Genomic DNA, 23905 nt, shown 5'->3' on the forward strand with positions numbered 1-23905 from the left:
AAACCATTACAAAAATTCTAAAAATACCCTCATTTTTTTAAGTTTTTTTTTCATTTCAATAACATAATGCCTTATTTTTTATAAAAATTACTAAAGAGTAGGATATTTTATTAAAAGAATGACAATAATCACATTTATAACTAACCGCTGTCATTCGGCCACCCGGCAATTACCCACACATTTGCTTTGAAATTAAAACATAATAAAAATGAAAAATTTTAAGACACAGGTTTTATCGATCACTACAGCGATAGCACTGATCATATTTTTTGTACTGCCGCAAACTTTAAAAGCGCAGGCCAATTATAAGGCAGCGCCAGGCAAAGACGTAGCCATAAAAGTACTCGGCACTTCCAATATACATGATTGGACCATGACTGCAACCGGTATTGAAAGCCAGGGACAGTTTAAATTTGAAGGAGGCCAGCTACAAGCGCTTAATTCTTTCAGTTTAGTGGCAGAAGCGAAAAGCTTAAAAAGCGAATCAACTTCAATGGATGGCCGTTGTTATAAGACAATCAAAGCCGATCAATATCCAAAGATCACATTCAAACTTGGCGCTGCCACAGTTACAGCTGTACAGAAAAACAAGTACACCATTAAGGCGTCAGGCGAGCTGACCATTTCGGGGTCAACACAACCTGTAGTATTAACTGTTACCGCGATGGTTAACCCCGATAATACGATCACCTGCACAGGAGCACAAAAAATTAAATTAACCGATTACAAAATTGACCCCCCAACCTTTTTGCTGGGCGCCATGAAAGTATACAACGACCTTACAATTCAATATAACATCACTTACAAAGCGATCTAACTTTTCACAAACCATTTAATAAAAAACAACATGAAAACAAATTTATTTAAAATACTCGGTTCACTAGCCGTTGCCAGTTTGAGCCTTGTACCATTCGGTGCCAAAGCACAAGAAATTCAATTTTATCGTCCAAACGATCAAAAAGGGGTAAACGTATTCGAAACTACCAAAGCCGATACTGTACCGTTTAAAGGATTAAAAGTAAAAGTAGGGGGTAACTTCGAGCTTACCTTCCAGGCATTGGGCGAATCAAATACCGCTATAGCAACTACAAAAACAGGTTACACAGGTAATGTTAACAGCCTGATCCCGCTTACCCATGCATTTCAGTTACCAATGGCCAACCTTGCTTTTGATGTTCAGCTGGCTGATGGTGTTAGGATGAACCTTACCAATTACCTGGCTTCAAGACACCACGAAGACAGCTGGGTTAAAGGTGGCTATATCCAGTTTGATAAATTACCGTTCCTTCATAGTGCTGTTATTGACGATATCATGAAAAGTGTTACCATCAAGATCGGCCAGAGTGATGTTGACTACGGCGATCAGCACTACAGGAGAAGCGATGGCGGTAGCACCATCTACAACCCTTTCATGGAAAACTACATCATGGATGAATTTTCAACTGAATTGGGCGCACAGTTCTACTACTTTAACAAAACCGGTTTGTTTGCCATGGTTGGTATAACCGATGGTTTATTGAACGAAACAGTAGTGCAAACCACTAAAGTTGATGCAGTAACCGGCCAGCAACTAAAATATGATCCTGCCATCCTTGTAAAATTAGGTTATGACAAACAGATCAACAAAGATTTCAGGTTCAGGTTAACCGGCTCTTTGTACAGTGTTAACAATACTTACAGCTGTACCCTTTTAAGCGGCGACCGCACAGGTTCACACTATTATAACCTGATGGAAAACCAGGCTATTGCTAACGGTACTACCTTAAGCGATGCTGTTGACTATAACTTTACATCAGGCAGGGTAAACCCTGGTTTCAGCAACGAGGCACATGCATTTATGGGTAACTTGTTCCTAAAATACAAAGGCCTTGAATTTTTCGGTACTGCTGAAAACATTACCGGCAGGGGCGCAGCCGAATTGAGCAAACGTTGGGCTACCCAATATGCAGGCGATTTGATCTACAGGTTCCCTGAAAATACTCAAAACTTTTGGTTAGGCTTACGGTACAACACTTTAAAAGCTGATATTTTAGGCACAGGTGATGTAACTGTAAACCGTACTGCAGGTTCATTCGGCTGGTTTTTAACCAGGAACATCATGATGAAACTGGAATACGTAAGCCAGGAATATGTTAATTATCCTAATACCAACATTCTTAACGGCGGCAAATTCCACGGCATATGTGCCGAAGCCTCTATTGGATTCTAAGTTTCTTTTTCATAATTAATAATTGTTGATCAAAGCAATACCCCTCCAGGTGATAAACCTGGAGGGGTTGCTTATTTTATGGGTTTTGCTTAAAAAAGTTAAGGGGAAAGTGCCGAACGTGAATATCGAATAATTAATGCAGAATATCGAACTCCGAAGTTTTTCACTTCATTATTCAACATTCGATATTGGGTGTTCGATATTAAACTTCTTAATTTAAATCTTTATTTTCTTTTCCCTCGGCGCCGATAAATAGAAATGCCATAGCAGCATGGTGGCAATAGTACGATAGGGTTGCCAGTTAAAGGCAATCTCCAGCAACTGCTCTTTGGGGGTTTCCGCAGGCAACTTCTTTACCCGCTTTATTGCGTTTACTGCGGCCAGGTCGCCAATGGGAAATACATCAGGGTGTTGCAAAACAAACATCAGGTAAACATCGGCTGTCCAGTTGCCAATGCCTTTTAAGGCGACTAGTTTTGCCCTTACCTGTTCGTTGGGCATATCTTCCAGTTCGGTTAAACTGAGTTGCCCGCTTAAAAGCGCTTCTGCCAGGTATTTCAGATAGGCAGATTTTTGGCGGCTCACATAGCAGGCGCGCATTTCCTCATCGGTTAACAAAAGTAATCTTGCCGGGGTTAATAGCTGCAACCGCTCTTTTAGTTTATTTAATGCTGATAAAGCAGATGCCAGTGAAACCTGCTGCTCCAAAATAATGTGCACGAGTGTTTCAAACGTATTGGGCCGCGACCAGAACGGCGGGTAGCCGTGGGTTTGGATGATAGCGGCGAGGTCGGCATCTGTTGCGGCGAGTTCATCGCAGATGGTGTGGTAGGTGGATGCGTTAAAGCGATGAATCACGGGTTGACAGAGAATTTTGGCTTGTTTTCAAAAATAGCATTATAAATTTTGTTTATTATCTTTGTATTAACATAGCTAATAGTCCTTTTAAATGAAACAAGTAACTATCAATATACCTGAAAAAAAATTCCCCTTTTTCATGAAATTAATGAAATCACTTGATTTTGTGAAAGTTGTTGAGCCATCAAAAACTTTGGAAGAGCAGTTAACTCCCGGACAGATGGAAACCTGGCAAAACATTAAACAGGGGTTTGTGGAACTTAAGATGAAGGAAGAGGGTAAGCTTAAAGGGCGTCCAATACAAGAATTATTAGATGAGCTATGATATAATTACGATCCCCAATTTTGATCGGGAATTAAAGAAATTATCGAAAAAATACCATTCTATCAAAGATGATTTAACAGCGCTTATAAAAAGCCTTAAACAAAACCCACTTCAGGGTGAAAGCCTGGGAAAGGATTGCTACAAAGTCAGGATGAAAATCAGCTCAAAAAAGAAGGGCAAATCTGGAGGCTCCAGGGTGATAACATGCGTCAAAATAGTGAACCAGGAAATCACCTTAATTTCTATTTATGATAAATCGGAACAAGATAGCGTATCGGATTCGTTTTTAACGCAGCTTCTTGTTGAAAGCGATTTACTTTGATTAATTACTTTAAAAAGAGGGCGTAAAACCCATTTTCTATTGTCTGGCTACGATTTAATTTTAATGTTATTTTTCTTCCGAATTATCGTTGTTGATGAATTCAGAGTAAGTTCCTCTATTATTAAATCTTGTTATTTTTACGCTGAATTTATATGTTTTAATTTTACCGGATATTAGATTTTCATAACTAATTTCATCTATCCAGTAGGTAGACCATTTCCCCTCCATTATATTTTTAATGTCTTCTTCATATAAATTCGTCGTAATTGTAAGTTTTCTATTTTGCGGCGATTCTTTTATTACGTAATAATTAATATCCCCCGCATCAACCAAAGGGGCATTACTTATATTCACCGGTGGTTTAAAGGAAAATATTTCATTACCCTTTTGGCTAATAATTTTAACTGGTATCGGGGTAAGGTTTACAAGCGTGTAAAAAATATCCGCACGCTTATAGTTGATTATGCTTTTATTAATACTGATACTATCTATGTAAACCTGCAAATATGGTTCATTCTGTTTTATGAATTGCTTTTGATTTTGCTTAAGAGATTGTATTTGCAAGCCAAGTGCAGTTGTGTCTCTTTTAAATCGTTCCTTACTATCAAGACTGCTGCCTTCAAATGCTCTTTTCTGAATATCAAAAGACCCTGTATTATACTCTTTCGTTTCACCAAAGACCTTTTGCTGTATAGCAAGGGAACTATCATTATACCTTTTGGTTGCATCAAAGGTCTGTTTGGCTATGATAGCGGCGAAAACAGCCGCCTTCGCGGAGGTGTCCGCCGTACGGGAATCTTTGACCGCCGTATTATAAAGCTGGAAGGTGAAAAAAGCCAAAAAAGTTGTAACGATAAGCATCCCCAAAGAGATAAGGTCAGATATAGTCCAATCCTTTTTATCATTATTGGCAGCAGCTTTATTTAACATACTGTGTGTTTTGCGTTTAGGATGTTGTTTATTGCCCGGTATATTCTTTATACCTGTTGTGGCGTTAGAATTTTCACTAATGTTTTCCTAATCGCTATTTGCTTTTTTATTTGGCATTGGTTGATAATAAGGTCACTATAAATATAGTACCTTTAGTTTAAAATTACTAATTTTTTTAGGATTTAGCATTTAATTTCGGATTTTTACAGTATGAATAACCTGCCGCCATTAGCCGAGCGCATGCGCCCCAAAAACCTGGATGATTACGTGGGGCAGAAACACCTGGTGGGCCCTGGCGCGGTATTGCGCAAGGCCATCGAATCGGGTAATTTGCCGTCCATGCTTTTTTGGGGGCCGCCGGGGGTAGGTAAAACTACCCTGGCCTATATCATTTCGCAACAGCTGGACAGGCCATTTTTCTCTTTGAGCGCCATTAATTCGGGTGTGAAGGATGTGCGCGAGGTGATTGAAAAAGCTTCCGCACTGAAGGCTGAAGGACAAAATTTACCTATCCTGTTTATTGATGAAATTCACCGGTTCTCCAAATCGCAGCAGGATTCGCTCTTGGGTGCGGTAGAGCGGGGGATAGTTACGCTGATCGGGGCCACTACAGAGAATCCTTCGTTTGAAGTGATCTCGGCGTTATTGTCGCGCTGCCAGGTGTATATCCTGCAGCCTTTAAATGAGGACGACCTGGTAAGCCTGCTGCAAAAAGCACAAAAAGAGGATGAGGTGATCCGGAAAAAGAACATCACCATTAAGGAGAATGAAGCGCTGCTACGCCTATCCGGCGGTGATGCCCGTAAACTGCTCAATATTTTTGAGTTGCTGGTAAACGCGTTCGATACAAAAAAAATAACGATCACCAATGACGCGGTACTTAAACACGTGCAGCAAAATATGGTGCTGTATGATAAAGCCGGAGAACAGCATTATGATATTATCTCGGCCTTTATCAAATCCATGCGCGGCAGCGACCCCAACGGCGCGGTTTACTGGCTGGCCAGGATGATCACCGGCGGCGAAGATCCTTTGTTTATTGCCCGCAGGATGCTGATCCTGGCGTCCGAAGATATCGGTAACGCCAATCCTAATGCCCTGCTGCTGGCACAAAGTTGCTTTAACGCCGTAAATGTGATCGGTATGCCCGAATCGAAGCTGATATTATCGCAAACGCCCATTTACCTGGCTACCTCTGCAAAAAGCAACTCGGCCACTACCGCTATTGGCGCCGCGATGGAACTGGTGCGCCAGACCGGCGACCTGCCCGTTCCCCTGCACCTGCGGAACGCCCCTACCAAACTGATGAAAAACCTGGGCTACAGTAAAGATTACAAATATGCCCATAGCTACGAAGGCAACTTTGCCGACCTTGACTTTCTCCCATCGGAAATAAAAGGCACAAAAATATATAACCCGGGTAACAATGCCCGCGAAAATGAATCAAAAGAGAAATTAAAAAAACTTTGGGGCGACCGGTATAAATATTGAGGCCCCCGGCCCCCTAAAGGGGGAGAAAAAGTTAGCCCGTTAGGGAAATGTCATTAAGTCAAGGAAAAAGTGTAAAATTTAATATCGAATAATGAACCTGCCTGCCGGTAGGCTGGTGTTGAATATCGAACTCCGAAGTTTTTTACTTCGTTATTCTACATTCGATATTGGGTGTTCGATATTAAAAACCCCTTAACCTAATTACATTCCCCCTTTATGGGGTTAGGGGGCAAATAATTTTCATTAATATTACCTTATACAAAACATACATGATATCAACATTCTTCAGGCATGAGTTAAAGGCTTTCTGGCGGTCGAAAAATACAGGCAAAAGTATTGCAGTCCGTATTGTTATGGGTATATTTATTTTGATCCTGCTTCTTTATGTGTTGGTATTAGGCTTTTTTTTAGATAAAATTTTAGAAAAAGCCTACGCCCACGAAGATGAAGTGATCGCTTTTTGCGGCATCATTTTGTTGTATTATTTGATAGACCTTTTTATGCGTTTGCAATTGCAGGAGCTGCCCACCCTGCGGGTCCAGCCTTATTTGCAGTTACCGATAAAGCGGAATGCACTGGTGCGTTACCTGGCATTTACCGCTTTGCTTTCGGTGTTTAATATCTGGCCATTTATCCTGTTTGTGCCATTTATCGTTAAGATTATCGCGCCGGATTCAGGTGCCGTAGTGGCCTTTGCTTTTATTATTTCGCTTATCGGGCTTACTGTTTTCAGTAATTACCTTGCCTTGTATATTAAACGAAAATCAAACCTTAACGGCTGGGTTTTTCTGATTGCGGCCGCTGCAATTGTTTTGATTGGTTTGGGCGATTTTTACTGGCATGTATATTCACTGCGGCATATATCCTATTTGTTTTTTGGGCACCTGATCACTACGCCTTTGTATGCCGTGGCGCCCGTACTACTGGGGGTGTTGATGTATTACCTCAATTTTTTATACCTCAAACAAAACCTTTACCTTGAAGAATTGGGCTCGCGCAAGGCAGCGAAATACAAAAGTAGCACCGATTATCCGCTGCTGAGCCGGTTTGGCAGCGTAGGTGACCTGGCGGCAAACGAGATCAAACTGGTCTTACGTAATAAACGCTCGCGTTCAGCGCTGGTTATGGGGTTGTTTTTTATGTTTTACGGGCTGATATTTTATACCAACCACCTGTATGGTGTGGGCTGGCGGGTTTTTGCCGGCATGTTTATGACAGGGATCTTTATTATCAATTACGGGCAGTTTATGTTTAGCTGGCAGTCCTCGCATTTTGATGGCCTGCTGGTAAGCAAAGTGAACTTCAGAGATTTCTTAAAAGCCAAATACCTGTTGTTTACCGTTATCTCTACCGGTTTTTTCCTGCTGACCACGCCGTACGTTTATTTCGGCTGGAATATCCTGCTAATTAATTTCGTGATGTATGTATGGAATATTGGTATCAATACCACGCTGGTGCTATACTTTGCGAACCGAAATTACAAGCGCATCGATCTTTCAAAAGGGGCGGCATTCAACTGGGAAGGCGTAGGCGGCACACAATGGATCTTGTCGATCCCGCTACTATTGGCGCCGTACGTAATTTACGGGCCTTTTGCGCTGCTGCATCACGCCGATTGGGGCCTTGCGCTGATGGCACTCACCGGGATTGCCTTTATTTTAACCCGCGGCTACTGGATTAAACAACTGGAAGCCGATTTTTATACAAAAAGATACCAAATAGCTGAAGGCTTCAGAAACAAATAACATGATAGCAATAAAAGACCTTAAAAAAATATACAGCGGGGTGACCGTTGTATATGTGTCGCATCTTGAAATAAAAAAGGGCGAAAGCGTCGGCCTCGTTGGCAATAACGGGGCGGGTAAAACCACCTTGTTCCGTTTGATGCTTGACTTGATCAGGCCGGATAGCGGCGAGGTATTATCGAATGGCGAAAACGTAGCCGGGCACGAGAACTGGAAAAATTACACCGCCTCGTACCTGGATGAAGGCTTTTTGATAGATTATTTAACACCCGAAGAGTATTTTTATTTTATCGGTGGCCTGCACCAGCAAAGCCGCGCTACGGTGGACGATTATTTATCGGGCATGGCTGAGTTTTTTAACGGCGAGATCCTGAAAAAAGGCAAATATATCCGTGACTTATCCAAAGGCAACCAGTGTAAAGTTGGGGTGGTATCCTGCCTGCTGCAGAACCCTGAGTTGCTAATGCTGGATGAGCCCTTTGCCAATATAGACCCCAGCACACAATTCCGTTTAAAAAGCCTATTGAAAGATCTCAATAAAAACAAGGGAGTTACCACCCTAATATCCAGCCACGACCTTAACCACATCACCGATGTTTGTGACCGCATCCTGCTGATGGAAAAAGGAAAGATCATTAAAGATATTGCTACCAGTTCATCTACCTTAAATGAACTGGAAGAATACTTTGGTGTAGGGCAAATTATTGGCAGCCCGGTTAAAGTTGACGACGAAGAAAATCATTAAAGCCCGAAGCACTTTGTGTTCTTTGTGCCTCCTCTGTGAACTTTGCGGTTAAAAATTTTACCACCAAGCTCGCGAGGTAAAACACGAAGGACACGAAGAACCAAAAAATGCCGGCAGATTTATATATTTGGCCATGTACTCAATCAGGAAAGCAACACCGGATGACGTAGAAACTGTCCGAAGCATAGCCGAAATAACATGGTGGGCAACCTACGGCCCCATACTGGAAAAAGAGCAAATAGAATTCATGCTGGATGAGATCTATTCGAAACGAAAACTGGCATCACAGCTCACCCACGACACCCAAACTTACCTTTTACTGGTTGAAGCAGATAAACCTGTAGCCTTCGCCGCATATTCGCCGCGGGAAGAAAACCCCGAGATTTATAAACTGCACAAACTTTATTGCCTGCCCGAAACCCAGGGTAAAGGTTACGGCAAAATCCTGATCAACGAAGTAGCAAATCAAACGATAGCAGCAGGTAAACACACGCTTGACCTGAATGTGAACCGCTACAACAAAGCCAAAGACTTTTATGAAAAGATGGGCTTTACAATAGCTTATGAAGAAGATGTCCCGATAGGTAGATACTGGATGAATGATTATGTGATGCGAAAAGTACTTTAAAATAGATTCTCCGAATGTTTCCATAGGGCACCCGCGCGGATGCTCTACGGAAACAGTATTTACTTTTTATTTAACATAAATAGAAACCACCTGGTTGGCGAAGGTCGCGGCGCAATTTGCGCTCTGGTGGGTACATCCCGGGTCCATTTCAACAAAATTTCCGTTCTTCCAATAACAATTATTTCCTGATGACGACGATGCACCGGTTATGTACAGATCCGTATTGTTGTACAAAAAGATCGAGGACACAACTTCTGCCAGCGAATAGGTAGCGGCGTTGATCATATTTCCGTTTTTCCAAACCGCCCCGGCCCCATTATACTGGCCGCCCAGGTATACGTCACTGCCCGACACCAAAATACTTGTGATGGTATTGAATATACTGTTTGCGGGTGTAGTAATTAGTACTGGTACACCGTTTTTCCAAAGACGGGGAGCTTCGTTGATGATACCTCCGGTAGTGATGTCGCGGACCTCCTCCAAACCAGCCACATAAACATCTGCGCCAGATACATATACCGCCGTGGCCCTGGCGCTGCCTGAATGGATGCCGTCCGTAACGTCAATCGGGCTGCCGTTTTTCCAGTAAGTGGCTTTTAAAATAGTTGAGGTGCCCAAATATTGTGCGCCGGCTACGTAAACATCTCCGTTGCTAACTGCCAGTTCGTTATTCTGATAGGTACCTGTAATGTAGATCAAACTTGTTGTTGTTAAGGGCGTTGCAGTTGTATTTTTCCAATAGGTGTAAACATTGTTAAGCACACCCATGCAATATACATCGGTACCTGAAACGGCGATAGAAGAAGTATAACCTGTTTGCGAAGAGACATGTACCGCCGTATTATTTTTCCAATAAGTAGGTGTTAGTGTTGTTGATGGGCCCGCAAAATAAATGTCTGTACCTGAGCCAACCATGGCATCTGCCTGGTTACAATCGGTAGTAGCTGTAAAGGTGGAGTTTTTCCAGTAACCAGCACCCGACCGTGTATCTGAACCAGTTACATAAATGTTGGGCCCGGTAGCCACAAGGTAAGTAAAGGCAATGCCATTAGATGTTCCGCCGGGAGTGGTTACCGTTATATTTCCGTTTGTGCCGCCGGCTGGTGCCGTAGCTATTATTTGTGTAGCGGTGGCACTGGTAACCGTTGCAACGGTACCATTAAACTTAACCACATCATTGGCGGCCGTTGCATCAAAATTTGTACCTGTGATGGTAACGGCAGCGCCGGCAGCTGCAGTAGCAGGGTTGATGCCTGCGATAACCGGCGCCAGCAAATAGGTGAATACCGGCCCTGTTGCCGTGCCACCTGTTGTGGTTACAGTAACAGCACCTGTGCTTCCTGCCGCCGGAGCGGTAACGACCAATGAGGTTGTAGTAGCTGTGGTAACTGTGGCTGCTACGCCATGAAACTTAACCACATTATTAGCGGCGACGGCATCAAAATTGGTACCTGTAATGGTAACTGATACCCCGGCCACACCCGATGCGGGGCTGATTGAGGTAACGCCAGGGGCCAGCAAATAGGTAAATATTGGGCCTGTAGCCGTGCCTCCCGTTGTGGTAACACTTACCGGCCCTGTACCCGCGCCTGCCGGTGCTGTTACGATCAATGTAGTGGCAGTTGCCGAGCTAACTACAGCAGCTGTGCCATTAAATTTGACCGTATTGGCAGCGGCTGAAAGTTCGAATGCCGACCCGGTGATCGTAACCGAGGTGCCCGCAGTGCCGGACGTTGGCGAAATAGCGGTAATTTTAGGGAGAACCGGAATAATTGGCTTGGGGCCCGGGTTGTTTTTTTTACAACCCGGGAGTATAAAAAGGACGGCGAAAATCACAATAAGTAAATAGGCAATTAATGTTTTCATAAGGTATGGATTAGTGTTTTTACTGGCAGGTGTTTAAAAAACACTCACTTCACCTGTGAAATTGCACATATTCGTGTTCCTTATCAATCCTCTCTTTGAGTGAATTGACCGGGCAACTAATCACCCTTTTGCAATGCGGTTCCTGTCAGTCGTGTTAACTTATTTGTTTTTTTATAAAAAAGAGCCTGTAAACCAGCTTCGGGGGATGCAAATGATGGTGATTGATGAGTTATTATCGTTTGGTTAAGGATCCGGCCGGCATTTTGGTTATACGCGGCAGTAATGCCGGCAAAACTACTGACAAGATTTTGTCAGTGACAAAATCTTGTCAGTAGTTAAATCCTTAAATATCAGGCTTGTAGCTACTTGTAGCGCTATGTAGCATTTGTAGCGCTACGCTACAAAAAAACCTGCGGATTGGAGTAAAACGACAATAGGTAAAAAATGCATCTGTTTTAAGTAAACGCCACTGGTTGATGATTGGTAAGGCGCTTTTTGTTTTTTTATATGCCATCACTCATTTGAGTGATAATGCAAGCCACGTAAATTGATATCGCTTTTGCCCGGGGAGTATGGAAATAGCTCACTCCGGGTAGGATCAACCAGATCCTTTCGGGCCTTGTACACCAGGCTTACATTGTTTGGCATGCGATGTTTTTTTAAGTAATGCACTGGTCGGGAAAAACGCTGAAGCTCTTTTGCGGGGTATTGCAGGCTAATAATAGAACAACATGACATTAAAATTATACCGAATGTAACATTTATCACATTTTAAACTTCTCATTTCGCCCACCTTTGCTGTCATCAGCTTAGCATTAGTTAAGCATGTAATTAACAAACCATGAAATATATCATTATTGGTGCGGTAGCAGGCGGTGCAAGCACCGCTGCCCGATTAAGAAGGCTGGACGAGCATGCCGAAATCATCATTTTCGAAAAAGGTGAATATATTTCTTATGCAAACTGCGGACTGCCCTATTATATCGGGGAGGTGATCACAGATCGAAATAAATTATTTGTACAAACAGCAACATCCTTTAATCAGCGTTTTAATATAGATGTCAGGGTATTGACGGAAGTAACCGGAATCAATCCTGACAAAAAAACCATTACTGCGAAGAACCAGGTATCGGGTGATATCTACGAAGAAACCTACGATAAACTGGTACTGTCGCCGGGCGCCGAGCCTATCAGGCCTCCTTTGCCTGGTATTAGTAACAATGGCATTTTCACTTTACGTAACGTCTCCGACACCGATTATATCAAAAAATATATTCATCACCACCAAGCAAAAAAAGCAGTAGTTGTTGGCGGCGGGTTTATAGGGCTTGAGATGGCGGAAAACCTGCATGGGTTGGGCCTGGATGTTACCATTATCGAGATGGGAAGCCAGGTAATGGCTCCGCTTGATTTCCCTTTGGCTGCCATCGTACAGCAGCATATCCGCAGTTTGGGGGTTCATCTGTATTTAAACAACGCGGTAACCGGTTTTGAGCAAACTGACGGGGGCCTTGCGGTTAATTTAAAGTCGGGTGATGTACTGGATGCGGATATTGTGATCCTGTCAATAGGGGTGCGCCCTGATACCAGGCTTGCAGCAGGCGCCGGGTTGAAAATAGGCGAAGGCAGGGGAATATACGTCAACGAATACCTGCAAACATCCGACCCTGATATTTACGCGGTTGGGGATGCTATTGAATTTAAAAACCCTATTACCGGGCAGGCTATGGTTACCTACCTTGCCGGGCCGGCCAATAAACAGGGGCGGATTTGTGCCAACAACATCGTCATGGGTAATGTGCAGCAATATCATGGTTCCATTAATACTGCAATAGTGCAGGTGTTTGGAATGACTGTTGGCACGGCCGGAACGGCATCAAAACATTTAAAAGCTACCGGCATTAAACATATGGTATCAACCACAAGCAGCGGCTCGCATGCAGGGTATTTCCCCGGTGCACAGCTAATGACCATCCAGGTTGCTTTTTCGCCTGATAACGGGCGCTTATATAGCGCACAGGTTGCGGGGTTTGACGGAGCTGATAAGCGCCTGGACATTTTATCATCGGTTATTAAAAGAAATGGTACTATTGGTGAACTCGTTGAGTTTGAACACGCTTATGCCCCGCCCTATTCATCGGCAAAAGACCCGGTGAACATGGCAGGATTTGTAGCTGAAAATATACTGCTGGGCCGCCTGAATATATTTTACTGGGACGAAATGGATAAAATTGGCGGAGATGACCTGCTGATAGATGTGAGGAGCCCTGAAGAATACCTGTCAGGATATATCGACGGAGCCATTAATATACCCGTTGATGAACTGCGTAGCAGACTGGATGAGCTCTCAACTCAAAAGAATATTTATATTTATTGCGAAGCCGGCCTAAGAGGATACCTTGCCCAGCGTATATTAAGGCAAAGCGGGTTCGATCATGTATATAATCTTTCGGGAGGCTACCGGTTATGGAAAAACTGTAAAGCGGAAACTGAGCAAAACGGCATTGAGCTTGTTTGCTGATTGTGGAACTAATGATAATTTTGTATGAAGATTGTTGAAATGGAAAAGGCGCCAATAAAGCGTTTGCCAATGTGGCCAGCTGTAATTACCGGCAAATGCCCCCGGTGCCGTGTCGGTAATATTTACGAAAAGCCGATGTATAGCATAATCGGGCAAAAAATCAACAAGGCCTGCCCGCATTGCAGTTTTGTTTACGAAAGAGAGCCCGGCTATTTTTACGCCGCGATGTATATTAGCTATGCTTTCATTGTGGCCGAACTGGTAACGTTAGCGGTAGGCACCTCAATATTAACCGGCAGCCATAATCCATGGTTATATATCGCCATACTACTATCTGTGACAAGTGTGCTTGCGCCATTTAATTTGAGATATTCGAAGGTGTTGTTATTGCACTGGCTTACGCCAGGAATCAGGTACGTGCCTGAGTGCAGCGTAGAAAAGGACACGGCGGCTTAGTTGTACGATCATTGTCACCTTCATCAAAACAAAAGTATTGATCAATGAAAAGTTTTTGGGATGAGCGTTATAGCGCCAAAGAATATATTTACGGAGAAGAGCCAAATGTTTTCTTTGCTTCGGAGTTGCGCAAACTAAAACCCGGCACCATTATTCTTCCTTGCGATGGCGAAGGCCGCAATGGTGTTTTCGCAGCATCTGCCGGATGGGCCGTAAAGGCCTTTGATGGAAGCGATGAAGGGAAAGCCAAGGCTTTGCAACTGGCAACGCTAAAAAAGGTACAAATTGAATATATTACCGGGGATGCCGCAACTATTACTTATCCTGAAAACATTGCCGATGCGGTGGCATTTATCTACGCGCATTTACCTCCTGACGTCCGTAAAACAGCACATCAAAATGCAATAAAATGGTTAAAACCCGGCGGAGTTTTAATTTTGGAGGTATTTAACCCGGCGCAATTGAACAATACATCAGGCGGACCAAAGGATGTAGCGATGCTTTATACTGAGGAGATGTTAAAAAATGATTTTGCGCCACTTCAAACAGTACTTCTTCAGACGCTTGTTACAACGATAAATGAAGGAGATCGTCACCAGGGTAAAGCCGATATTATCCGTTACATCGGGATAAAAAAATAAAAACGGAATGATACGTGCCTGAGACCGGGCTGTTACTTTGCCCCTATGATCAACCCCAAACCAATAACATAAGCCACGAGCATACTAGCCAGCAGGGCATTAGTGCCTTTGGGCGCGTTTTTAAATTCTTTCCAGATAAGTATCCCCCACAGTGCCGCAATGAGTGTAGCGCCCTGCCCGAGCCCGTAGGAGATAGCCGGGCCTGCCTTGCCTGCGGCGATAAGATTGAATGAATTACCAATGCCCCAGATGGCGCCACCCAATACCCCGGTGAGATGGGTTTTAAAATTGCCTTTAAAATAATCAGCATAACTAACAGGCGGTCCCGAGAACGGCTTTTTCATCAGGATGGTATTGAACAGGAAGTTACTGAGCAAAATGCCGACTGAGAAAATGAATACAGCCGTATATGGTGTCATTTTACCGGCTGCGGGTGCTGCAAAGTTTTGCAGGTCCATAGAGCCGGCTATGAACCGGTAAAAGAAGGACATGAGCACCCCAGCCACTATACTCAACACAATGCCTTTTGATGAAATCTTATTGCCTCCGCTGCCTGCCTTGCGGAAGGCCATCGCATTAAGGATGATGGCTAAGCAGATGCAGCCTACGCCGGCAAACAAATAAACAGGGTTGCCCTGTTGTAAGGCAAAATAATTGAGCAATACGCCCAACACCAAAGCAATACCTATGGCTACCGGAAAAGCAACCGCCATACCGGCGATAGCAATAGCAGCCGAAAATAAAATATTGGCTGCGTTAAAAACGATGCCTCCAATTAAAGCGCTGGCAATGTTGCCGCCATCAGCCTGCTTCAAATCATCTAAAAAACTGCGGCCCTGCGTTCCAAAACTTCCTAATGTAAAGGCTGAAAGGATGGAAAAGAAAAGGATCCCGATCACATAATCCCAGTAAAAAAGTTCAAAGCGCCAGCTTTTGGCAGCAAGTTTTTGGCTGTTGGCCCATGAGCCCCAGCAAAACATGGTGATGATACAAAATGCGATTGCGACGGAGTACGAGGAAACGATGAACATTTGCCCTGGTTTTTAGGTGATCAATAAACAATTGGTGATTTAAAGTTATGTTTTAAATTAATTGGTATTACTTTTTGCACCTTATTTTATTAACGTTATTGGTCATTGGGTCATTTGCTTCGCGTCATTTGGTCATTATGTCATTGGTTGGGGTAAAATGGCGTTTAGGGCTATTCAAAACAAAAACCCCTTCCATGTTGGAAAGGGTCTTCATGACTTTTTTTATAAATTTTATAAATTCGAAATCGAACATCCGAATTCCGAAATCAAATTACTGCCCTAATATCCAGGCAAATATCAACGGAGCTACAATGGTGGCGTCCGATTCTACAATAAATTTGGGTGTATGGATATCCAGTTTACCCCAGGTAATTTTTTCATTAGGCACCGCGCCCGAGTAGGAGCCGTAAGAGGTGGTTGAGTCGGAGATCTGGCAGAAATAGCTCCAGAAAGGAATTTCGGGCATTTCCATATCCTGGTATAGCATCGGCACCACGCAAATAGGGAAATCACCTGCAATACCACCACCGATCTGGAAAAAGCCAATGCCTTTACCCGATGAGTTTTTTACATACCAATCGGCCAGCCAGGCCATGTATTCGATACCACTTTTCATGGTTGTTGGTTTTAATTCGCATTTAATAACATATGAGGCAAAGATGTTGCCCATAGTGCTGTCTTCCCATCCTGGAACGACAATCGGCAAATTCTTTTCGGCCGCTGCCAGCATCCACGAATTTTTAGGGTCGATCTCGTAATATTGTTTTAAGTCGCCGCTCAACAGCATTTTATACATAAATTCATGCGGGAAGTAGCGTTCACCGGCGGTGTCAGCATCTTTCCACAGTTTATGGATATGTTTTTGCAACCGCCTGAAGGCTTCTTCTTCAGGAATACAGGTATCAGTTACGCGGTTGTAGTGATTTTCAAGCAAATCCCACTCGTCCTGCGGGCTAAGGTCACGGTAGTTAGGCACACGTTTATAATGAGAATGCGCTACCAGATTCATAATATCTTCTTCGAGGTTAGCGCCGGTACAGGAGATAATGGCAATTTTGTCCTGCCGGATCATCTCGGCAAGCGAAATACCCAGTTCGGCCGTGCTCATAGCACCGGCGAGGGTAGCCATCATTTTACCGCCTTCAAGCAGGTGTGTTTCATATCCTTTTGCTGCATCCATTAATGCTGCCGCATTAAAATGCAGGTAGTTTTTTTCAATAAACTGCGATACCGGGCCTTTTGTACTACTCATGATCTTGATTCAAAAATTTGCTGCAAAAGTAGATATTTTGGCGAAATATGGGCCATTATCATTTTATTAAGCCAATAAAAGGCCGAAAGTACCTATCTTCGCTACGTCTGCCTTTTATATGAAACGAATTATTATTTTATTAATAATACTTTTTAGCGCCAGCTTTGCTTATGCCCAGATGAATTTTTTGCCAAAATTTATCCGCAAAATGTATTTTAATAAAGACAGTACCCGTAAGCCTGGCTATGTATTGCTGCCGGCCCTGGCCTCGGCGCCTGAAACCGGCCTTGAAGTTGGAGGAGCGGCATTAGTGTCGTTTTATACGGATACCAGCGATCATACTACCCACGTTTCCAGTTTGTTTGGCTATGCAACCATCACCACAAAAGGGCAAACTAAACTAAGCTTAAATGCCAATTACTGGACGCCACAAAATAAAATTCACTACCTGGCAACCATCAGTTATTATAATTTCCCGTTTAATTTTTATGGCGTCGGCAACAACACCCATTTAGCCGATGTTGACGAGGTTTTTGAAAAAAGGTATAAAGGTAATTTTGAGAGTGAATTTAATTTGGGCAATGGCTTGTATTTGGGCTACGTAGTAGGTGGCTTTAAATATTATTACAGGTTTGACAGAAACAGGCTGGGGGTTTTAAATACAGATCCCTCAGTAGAGGACAAACGCGGTGGCACAGCAGGTTATGCCGGACCAACGTTTACCTATGATACCCGGAACAACAATACTTATACCACCAAAGGCATCATTATTAATGCTTATTATAATTTGATGCATGGTGCCTTTATCAATAACGGTTACGAGGGCGGTTTTTTTAATATTGAATATTCCGAGTTTTTTGCACTGAGCAAGAAATTGGTTTTGGGAACAGACATACAGGAACAAAGCCTGACAGGTTCGAGATCGCCGTTTTATTTGCTGCCTCAAATGGGAAGCGATGAAATGATGCGGGGTTATTACGAGGGCCGGTTCCGCGACAGGAATTATATAGCCGGGCAAACAGAAATAAGGTACCGTATTAACAACAGTTTCGGGCTTGTTGCTTTTGTTGGTGCAGGCGAAGTATTTCATACAGGCTTTAGTTTTGCCCAGTTAAAACCTAACTATGGCGGCGGAGTCCGCTACTTTTTTGACATTGAAAAAGGCCTTGCCATTCGGCTTGACTACGGCGTTGGCCAAAAGCCAGCTGGCGAGCCAAGGATAAGCGGGTTATATGTTGCCCTTGGGCAATCTTTTTAAAGTGCAGTTTTAGATGTGCTAATGATAGAAAAATGCCATCTTTTCATTAAATCTTTCTAATCTGAAGAATCCTTGACTTGTTGAATTCCCGTTAAGGCAAAATAATATAACTTTGAAGCTATGCACATTGTCGCCCAAACGCCTCGTTTTGTAATCCGCAACTTCAGCCCCGAAGAAGAAAAGATATATTTATCCCTTTTCGATGATGAAGAAGTAACCCGGCATCTGCCAAAAAGAACCAGGGATGAAAATCGCAGAATATTCAGGGACGGTTTGCATGACTACGCAGCCGGAAAAGTCTTGGGGCGTTGGGGAATGTTTAATAATGGTAACGAAGAATTTATAGGGATTTGCCTTTTACGTCCGTACGACAATGACCTGGACAAGATAGAACTGGGCTATGTATTGGGTCGCAATTTTTGGGGCAAAGGCATCGCCGGCGAAATGGCACAAATTATGGTTGCTTATGCCTTCACCCATACCGATGCTACCGAGATTGTCGGCGTAACGACACTGGAAAACCTGGCATCGCAAAAGGTGCTTCAAAAAGCAGGCCTTCAACGATTGGACAATATTATAAGGGATGGTGAGAATCTGGCTTTTTTTAAGTTGATAAGAGGAGTGCAATCGTAAGTGCCATATAGCATCGTTAAAAATCTGCAATTTTCACAAAGGATTTAAACCGAAAAATTGTGTAAGAATTAAGCTGATGATATTATCTCTATTTGTTGAAATGGATTTAAAATCAGCAAATCCTTATCACCGTTATGATACAGGATGCTTTGCCGTCATAAGCGAGATTCAAAAACTTGTTGTCTTTTTTATCCCTGCAATCTGTAAAAACACTTGACGTTTTAATTATTTCTCCTCTTGCCTCAAGTCTCTGAATGTATTCGAGCCGATCCTCAAGGGTAACATATTTATCGAATTTCGACCTTATTATAACCTCATTCAATTCGTCCAAAGTTTCCTTTTAAAAAACAAGGATTCCGTTTTCATCTGCCTTTTTTAATGAAATCCGGCTAACAGATGATGGAAGAATCAGGGCGCTAATTAAGGAGTTGGTATCAAAAACAAAGCGCTTAGTCTTCATTAAGTAACTTGTTCAATTGTTCTTCTGTGAGGCCATTCTATTCCGCTTTCCTTCCAACACGATCCAAAAATTGCCAAAAATCATCCTCATCCTTATCAAAGGCTTTTTTTAGAATACGGTTTATTGTATAATTCAGCTGACTTTTTTTTTCTTGAGAGGCATAACGCCATTTTTTTGCTGAACTGTCATCTACCTCTAAAACTATCCTGTCCATATTTAATTATTTGTTAAGATCAACTCAATCAAATATAACTATAAAATCCAAATTTATATCGCGGTCAATTGTTGAATAATATCGCTGCATCCCTGTTCAATCATTTTAAAAACAGGCTCAAACTGGGTATCGTCATAATAAGGATCAGGAACGATTTTATCGCCTAATAAAAGCCTCACCTTTTTTTCGTCCTCTTTATCGCGGGCTTTGGCCAGAATATCGCTCAGGTTGCTTTTGTCCATCACAAAAATATGGTCGTAATAATCAAAATCACTTATACTGAATAAGCGGCAAACCTGTGTGCTAATATCGATGCCATGATTTTTTGCCGCGCGGATAGACCTGCGGTCGGGCGCTTCGCCAACATGCCAGTCGCCGGTGCCGGCCGATTCTATTTCCCAATCAAGGCCGCGTTCAATTGCCATTTGTTCCATAATACCATGCGCCAGTGGCGAACGGCAAATATTTCCAAGGCATACCATCAGGATTTTCATTTTGTTCGGGTTGTTGTAAAGTTGTAAGGTTGGAATGTTTTTTGGATTTGCAATATTTGAAAGCTGAAACGTTGGTAATTGTCGAAGCAACTTTCCAACATTACAACCTTCCAACAATTCTCCTAACCAAAAATCTTATTCAACACCCCGGCAAGCCTTACGCCGGCCATCAGGAGGCGCTGGTTAAGCTGGTCGATGTGGGTGAAATTGTATTTATAGTTAAGTGTGTCGCCTGGTTTAATTTCAGTGTATAGTTTTTCAGCCATTTGATTTGATTCAAACAGCCATTTGCTGATCGGGTCCTTCTGCCAGCCAGCCCGTTCGGCCACTGTGCTTTGGTTAATAGCCGCCGCATATTCGGTATAACTCAGCTGTTGAAAATCTATCAGCTGCGAGTCCCATACCGAATGCAAATTGGTAGGCGTACTAAACCAGTTTACCTTAAAATCATTGCCGCCTTTATCATCTGTATGGGCAACGTGCATGGGCTGGTGTACATCCTCTACTATATGGATCAGCGTCCTAAGGTCAAGCAATTTGTTTTCCTTGCTAAGATTGTTCCTTTTCAGTTCACCTATCAAAAACTGAAGTTTTGTGTAAGCATCAACATTATTATCCTGATTTAAATATCCTATCATTTCGGGGTAGGTTAAAGTTTTATCAAAGTCGATATAATGCCATGATGACAAATAATTATAATCGGGGTCCGATTTGATAAAATCGGCCCAGTTGCTGGCCATCGCTATGGATTCGTTGCCTAATATTGCCTCAATGGCTTTCCGCGCTTTTGGCGTAAGATAGGTGCTGGCTATTTGTCCGCAGATGCGGTGGCCCTGTGCGCCCCAGGCCATTGATTGCAGCGGTAAATAAACAATGGCAATTACAAACAACAGCTTTTTAAAAAGGTTAACGGTGCTCATATTACAAGGGTTTGGGATGGCAGGAAAGTCTTTTTATTAAACGCGCCTTAATAGGGATAACATCGGTGGTACTGGCAAAAGTAATCAGGGAATCAGATTGTTTGGTTACCTTAAATAGTTCATCATAATCGCCCGAACGGAAACATCCTTTATCATCTTTAAGGGTATAATCCGCATTACAAAACTGCCCTGTTAAACGCAGGGTATCATTCCTTTGAATATACGTCCCCTTGGTATATTCTGCCCAATGGCCCGAATTCATGCAGGTATCTGTCCCGGTATTAGTCTTGCTGAACGAATGGATCTCCACGTAAAAAGAATCGCAGCTAAATTTAAGATGATACAACGAATAACTGATCAATTGCTTTTGATTTGTTACAGAATCCTGTTGCCACTCGCCCTGTAAATAGCCTTCGCCCGGTGTCTGCTGATTGGGGTTGAATGAGCAGGAGCTTACGCACAAGGCCATAAGTAAGGTGAAAGCTGAAAGGCGAAAGCTGAAAGGTTTTTGCATGAATAGTCTTATTAAACCCCTCTCCAAAGGAGAGGGGCCAGGGGTGAGGCGTTTCACGGAGGCTTACTTCAAACTTCCTATCATATCTTCGGGGCGTACCCATGCATCAAACTGTTCATTAGTCAAAAGGCCTAAGCCAATTGCCGCTTCGCGTAAGGAAAGATTTTCTTTTAACGCTTTCTTGGCAATTTTTGCGGCATTCTCGTAACCAATATGCGGGTTTAAGGCGGTTACCAGCATCAATGAATTCTCCAGGTGTTTTTTAATGCCGGCGTAATTCGGTTCGATGCCCACAGCACAATGATCATTAAATGAAGTACAGGCATCCCCAATCAGGCGTGCTGACTGTAAAAAATTAGCGGCCATAACTGGTTTAAATACATTCAGCTCATAATGTCCGTTTGAGCCACCTATAGAAATGGTTACATCATTCCCCATAACCTGGGCAGCTACCATGGTAACCGCTTCGTTTTGGGTTGGGTTTACCTTGCCCGGCATAATGGACGATCCCGGTTCGTTATCAGGGATATGGATCTCGCCGATACCTGAACGCGGTCCAGAGGCTAACATCCGGATGTCATTTGCGATCTTCATCAGCGAAACGGCAATTTGTTTTAATGCGCCATGGCTTTCTACAATAGCATCGTGTGCCGCCAGGGCTTCAAATTTATTATCGGCAGTGCGGAATGGCAGGCCGGTAAATTTGGCAATATATTCAGCCACCTTAACATCATAACCTTTTGGGGTGTTGATGCCGGTACCTACGGCCGTGCCGCCAAGGGCAAGTTCTGAAAGATGGTCGAGCGTGTTTCTTAATGCTTTTAAACCATGATCCAATTGGGATACATACCCAGAAAACTCCTGGCCCAGGGTAAGCGGTGTGGCGTCCATCAGGTGGGTGCGGCCTATCTTTACCACACTTTTAAATGCTTCGGATTTTGCTTTCAGCGTATCGCGGAGTTTTTCAATGCCCGGTATGGTTACATCGATCACCATTTTATAGGCGGCAATGTGCATGGCAGTTGGGTAGGTATCGTTGGAGGACTGCGATTTGTTTACATCGTCATTCGGGTGGATGAAAGTTTTGCCTTCGCCCAGGTTGTTGCCGGCCAGTACGTGGGCGCGGTTTGCAATCACCTCATTCACGTTCATATTGGACTGGGTTCCCGAACCTGTTTGCCAGATGACCAGCGGAAATTCAGCTGCAAGGCCGCCTGCCAGGATCTCATCGCAAACCTGCGCGATCTGGTCGCGTTTTTCAGCGGGCAATACGCCGCAATCGGTATTGGTATAAGCGGCAGCTTTTTTTAGGTAGGCAAATGCCGCAATAATTTCCTTCGGCATTGATGCCTCGGGGCCGATTTTAAAGTTATTGCGTGATCTTTCGGTTTGTGCTCCCCAGTATTTGTCGGCGGGTACCTGTACCTCGCCCATGGTATCGTGTTCGGTTCTGAAACTCATGGAATTTGTATTTTTTGCAGGGGCAAAGTTAGGGTTTTAGTTGGTGTATGAGCGTGGTAAAAAGTAAAATTATTGCTCAAATCAACCCAAAAAACTCTTGTAGCCAAATACCAGCGATAGTAAAACGATGAAGAAAATACTGCGGTACAAAATCTGCTTATAGGCAAAGCTTTTATAGTTAAACAGCGAGATCACTAGAGGTACCCCTAAGAGTAATAAGCCTATAATAGAATAGATACGCCAGAACTGCCAATTTGAGAGACTAAACATCAATGCGACGATGGCCGTACTGAAACTGAAACCGGCGATAATCCTATTAACCGGGTGTATAGCATAAGCAGCATATAGCCATAATGCGGCAGCAAAATACAGGCATGATAATAAGAATCCACTGAGTACCATGGCCATTGTTGAATAAGGAAATTGAAGGAGGCGACAAATTTCAGCAATCAAAAAGATGATTAAGAGGATCAATTCAAGCAGTTGTTTTTTATTCATGATGTTCTCAAACTTACGAAGTTTTGTAAACTTCGTAAGTTTGACAGGCTAAATATAAGCCTTATAATTCTTTCGCCATTTTTTTAAAGGAATATTGTCACCTGTCTTTATGTCGTAATAGTAGATTTTGTAAGACAACGGTTCTACCTGGAAAATAAACCAGGTATGATAAGCGCTTCCGTTGTCTTCAGCCACGTTAACTTGAAAAAAGTTATTATCCTGAGTTGGATCTTCAGTAACAAAAGAGACCAAATGCCTCTTCCCTTTTGACAAATACCTGCATTGTTTATCAGCCTTTATTACCTCCGGTAATTTTGCGACTAATTCCACAGCCTTTTCAGCTTGTTTCGACCAATCAACTTTAGATTGTGCATTGGAATACACAACGCAAAACATCGCAAGGATTGTTAATATCGTAGTTATGTTTTTCATA

27 protein-coding genes are annotated in these 23905 nt (G+C 43.0%); 13 read left to right on the forward strand and 14 right to left on the reverse strand.

The annotated features are described in order from the left end of the window. Positions 1-208 precede the first annotated feature (208 nt). Together QZY09_RS09690 and QZY09_RS09695 are read left to right on the forward strand one after the other, a co-directional pair. Positions 209-817, forward strand: a complete 609-nt coding sequence (locus QZY09_RS09690; RefSeq protein ID WP_295671734.1) for a YceI family protein — start codon at positions 209-211, stop codon at positions 815-817. Between the two features lie 30 nt (positions 818-847). Beyond that, positions 848-2209, forward strand: coding sequence for a hypothetical protein (locus QZY09_RS09695; RefSeq protein WP_295671737.1), 1362 nt, complete (start codon positions 848-850; stop codon positions 2207-2209). Between the two features lie 216 nt (positions 2210-2425). On the opposite strand, the gene QZY09_RS09700 is transcribed toward QZY09_RS09695, so the two are convergent. Further along, positions 2426-3067, reverse strand: a complete 642-nt coding sequence (locus QZY09_RS09700; RefSeq protein WP_295671741.1) for a DNA-3-methyladenine glycosylase 2 family protein — start codon at positions 3065-3067, stop codon at positions 2426-2428. Positions 3068-3158: 91 nt separating this feature from the next. Here QZY09_RS09700 and QZY09_RS09705 point away from each other — a divergent pair, with 91 nt between their 5' ends. Together QZY09_RS09705 and QZY09_RS09710 are read left to right on the forward strand one after the other, a co-directional pair. Beyond that, on the forward strand, positions 3159-3392 hold the full coding sequence (locus tag QZY09_RS09705; RefSeq protein WP_295671744.1) for a hypothetical protein: 234 nt from the start codon (positions 3159-3161) through the stop codon (positions 3390-3392). Further along, entirely contained in the window at positions 3382-3714 is a 333-nt protein-coding gene (locus QZY09_RS09710) for a type II toxin-antitoxin system RelE/ParE family toxin (protein WP_295671748.1), read from the forward strand. The genes QZY09_RS09705 and QZY09_RS09710 overlap by 11 nt, the downstream gene beginning before the upstream one ends. 66 nt (positions 3715-3780) lie before the next feature. Here the strand turns inward: QZY09_RS09710 and QZY09_RS09715 are convergent, their stop codons facing one another. After that, positions 3781-4644: a hypothetical protein gene (locus tag QZY09_RS09715; protein ID WP_295671751.1), complete on the reverse strand. Its 864-nt coding sequence runs from the start codon at positions 4642-4644 to the stop codon at positions 3781-3783. A gap of 210 nt (positions 4645-4854) precedes the next feature. Here QZY09_RS09715 and QZY09_RS09720 point away from each other — a divergent pair, with 210 nt between their 5' ends. The 4 genes from QZY09_RS09720 to QZY09_RS09735 all read left to right on the forward strand — a co-directional run bounded on the left by QZY09_RS09720 (position 4855) and on the right by QZY09_RS09735 (position 9253). Next, complete coding sequence (locus tag QZY09_RS09720; RefSeq protein ID WP_295671754.1) at positions 4855-6135, forward strand: replication-associated recombination protein A; 1281 nt, start codon at positions 4855-4857, stop codon at positions 6133-6135. A 269-nt stretch (positions 6136-6404) separates the two neighbouring features. Then, a complete protein-coding gene (locus QZY09_RS09725; protein ID WP_295671757.1) occupies positions 6405-7880 on the forward strand; it encodes a DUF5687 family protein in 1476 nt (491 codons plus the stop codon). 1 nt (position 7881) lies between these two features. Continuing rightward, positions 7882-8625, forward strand: coding sequence for an ABC transporter ATP-binding protein (locus QZY09_RS09730; protein WP_295671759.1), 744 nt, complete (start codon positions 7882-7884; stop codon positions 8623-8625). 133 nt (positions 8626-8758) lie between these two features. Further along, complete coding sequence (locus QZY09_RS09735) at positions 8759-9253, forward strand: GNAT family N-acetyltransferase (protein WP_295671762.1); 495 nt, start codon at positions 8759-8761, stop codon at positions 9251-9253. Between the two features lie 66 nt (positions 9254-9319). On the opposite strand, the gene QZY09_RS09740 is transcribed toward QZY09_RS09735, so the two are convergent. Both QZY09_RS09740 and QZY09_RS09745 read right to left on the reverse strand, forming a co-directional pair. Continuing rightward, entirely contained in the window at positions 9320-11119 is a 1800-nt protein-coding gene (locus QZY09_RS09740) for an IPT/TIG domain-containing protein (RefSeq protein ID WP_295671765.1), read from the reverse strand. A gap of 513 nt (positions 11120-11632) precedes the next feature. Further along, complete coding sequence (locus tag QZY09_RS09745; protein WP_295671768.1) at positions 11633-11767, reverse strand: hypothetical protein; 135 nt, start codon at positions 11765-11767, stop codon at positions 11633-11635. Between the two features lie 193 nt (positions 11768-11960). On the opposite strand from QZY09_RS09745, the gene QZY09_RS09750 reads away from it, so the two are divergent. Genes QZY09_RS09750 through QZY09_RS09760 form a run of 3 tightly spaced genes read left to right on the forward strand, consistent with a single transcriptional unit; the run spans position 11961 to position 14737 of the window. Next, positions 11961-13640, forward strand: a complete 1680-nt coding sequence (locus QZY09_RS09750) for an FAD-dependent oxidoreductase (protein ID WP_295671770.1) — start codon at positions 11961-11963, stop codon at positions 13638-13640. A 24-nt stretch (positions 13641-13664) separates the two neighbouring features. After that, the gene (locus tag QZY09_RS09755; RefSeq protein WP_295671773.1) at positions 13665-14096 is read left to right on the forward strand and encodes a DUF983 domain-containing protein; all 432 of its coding nucleotides are present in this window, start codon (positions 13665-13667) and stop codon (positions 14094-14096) included. A gap of 44 nt (positions 14097-14140) precedes the next feature. Then, positions 14141-14737, forward strand: coding sequence for a bifunctional 2-polyprenyl-6-hydroxyphenol methylase/3-demethylubiquinol 3-O-methyltransferase UbiG (locus QZY09_RS09760; protein ID WP_295671776.1), 597 nt, complete (start codon positions 14141-14143; stop codon positions 14735-14737). 32 nt (positions 14738-14769) lie between these two features. Here QZY09_RS09760 and QZY09_RS09765 read toward each other — a convergent pair whose 3' ends face one another. After that, entirely contained in the window at positions 14770-15768 is a 999-nt protein-coding gene (locus tag QZY09_RS09765; RefSeq protein ID WP_295671779.1) for a GRP family sugar transporter, read from the reverse strand. 271 nt (positions 15769-16039) lie between these two features. Continuing rightward, entirely contained in the window at positions 16040-17020 is a 981-nt protein-coding gene (locus QZY09_RS09770; protein ID WP_295671782.1) for a deoxyhypusine synthase family protein, read from the reverse strand. A gap of 118 nt (positions 17021-17138) precedes the next feature. On the opposite strand from QZY09_RS09770, the gene QZY09_RS09775 reads away from it, so the two are divergent. Together QZY09_RS09775 and QZY09_RS09780 are read left to right on the forward strand one after the other, a co-directional pair. Beyond that, on the forward strand, positions 17139-18278 hold the full coding sequence (locus QZY09_RS09775; RefSeq protein ID WP_295671786.1) for a hypothetical protein: 1140 nt from the start codon (positions 17139-17141) through the stop codon (positions 18276-18278). Between the two features lie 120 nt (positions 18279-18398). Next, on the forward strand, positions 18399-18911 hold the full coding sequence (locus QZY09_RS09780; RefSeq protein WP_295671789.1) for a GNAT family N-acetyltransferase: 513 nt from the start codon (positions 18399-18401) through the stop codon (positions 18909-18911). A 112-nt stretch (positions 18912-19023) separates the two neighbouring features. Here QZY09_RS09780 and QZY09_RS24730 read toward each other — a convergent pair whose 3' ends face one another. From QZY09_RS24730 to QZY09_RS09815, 8 genes are all read right to left on the reverse strand, one after another. Continuing rightward, positions 19024-19242, reverse strand: a complete 219-nt coding sequence (locus QZY09_RS24730) for a putative toxin-antitoxin system toxin component, PIN family (RefSeq protein ID WP_367119204.1) — start codon at positions 19240-19242, stop codon at positions 19024-19026. Positions 19243-19408: 166 nt separating this feature from the next. After that, complete coding sequence (locus tag QZY09_RS09785) at positions 19409-19585, reverse strand: hypothetical protein (protein ID WP_295671790.1); 177 nt, start codon at positions 19583-19585, stop codon at positions 19409-19411. A gap of 53 nt (positions 19586-19638) precedes the next feature. Then, positions 19639-20079, reverse strand: coding sequence for a low molecular weight protein-tyrosine-phosphatase (locus tag QZY09_RS09790; protein WP_295671793.1), 441 nt, complete (start codon positions 20077-20079; stop codon positions 19639-19641). Positions 20080-20201: 122 nt separating this feature from the next. Beyond that, the gene (locus QZY09_RS09795) at positions 20202-20999 is read right to left on the reverse strand and encodes a S1/P1 nuclease (RefSeq protein ID WP_295671794.1); all 798 of its coding nucleotides are present in this window, start codon (positions 20997-20999) and stop codon (positions 20202-20204) included. A 1-nt stretch (position 21000) separates the two neighbouring features. Next, the gene (locus tag QZY09_RS09800; protein ID WP_295671796.1) at positions 21001-21513 is read right to left on the reverse strand and encodes a fumarate hydratase; all 513 of its coding nucleotides are present in this window, start codon (positions 21511-21513) and stop codon (positions 21001-21003) included. 63 nt (positions 21514-21576) lie between these two features. Then, positions 21577-22974 carry a class II fumarate hydratase gene (fumC, locus tag QZY09_RS09805; RefSeq protein WP_295671799.1) on the reverse strand — a complete coding sequence of 466 codons (1398 nt, stop codon included), beginning with the start codon at positions 22972-22974 and terminating at the stop codon, positions 21577-21579. Positions 22975-23055: 81 nt separating this feature from the next. After that, positions 23056-23472: a hypothetical protein gene (locus QZY09_RS09810; protein WP_295671802.1), complete on the reverse strand. Its 417-nt coding sequence runs from the start codon at positions 23470-23472 to the stop codon at positions 23056-23058. A 48-nt stretch (positions 23473-23520) separates the two neighbouring features. Beyond that, a partial coding sequence (locus QZY09_RS09815) for a hypothetical protein (protein WP_295671805.1) occupies positions 23521-23905 on the reverse strand: 385 nt, incomplete at its 5' end.

Origin of the sequence: uncultured Mucilaginibacter sp. (genome assembly GCF_903913935.1) — a bacterium.
In the GTDB taxonomy this organism is placed as follows: Bacteria; Bacteroidota; Bacteroidia; order Sphingobacteriales; family Sphingobacteriaceae; genus Mucilaginibacter.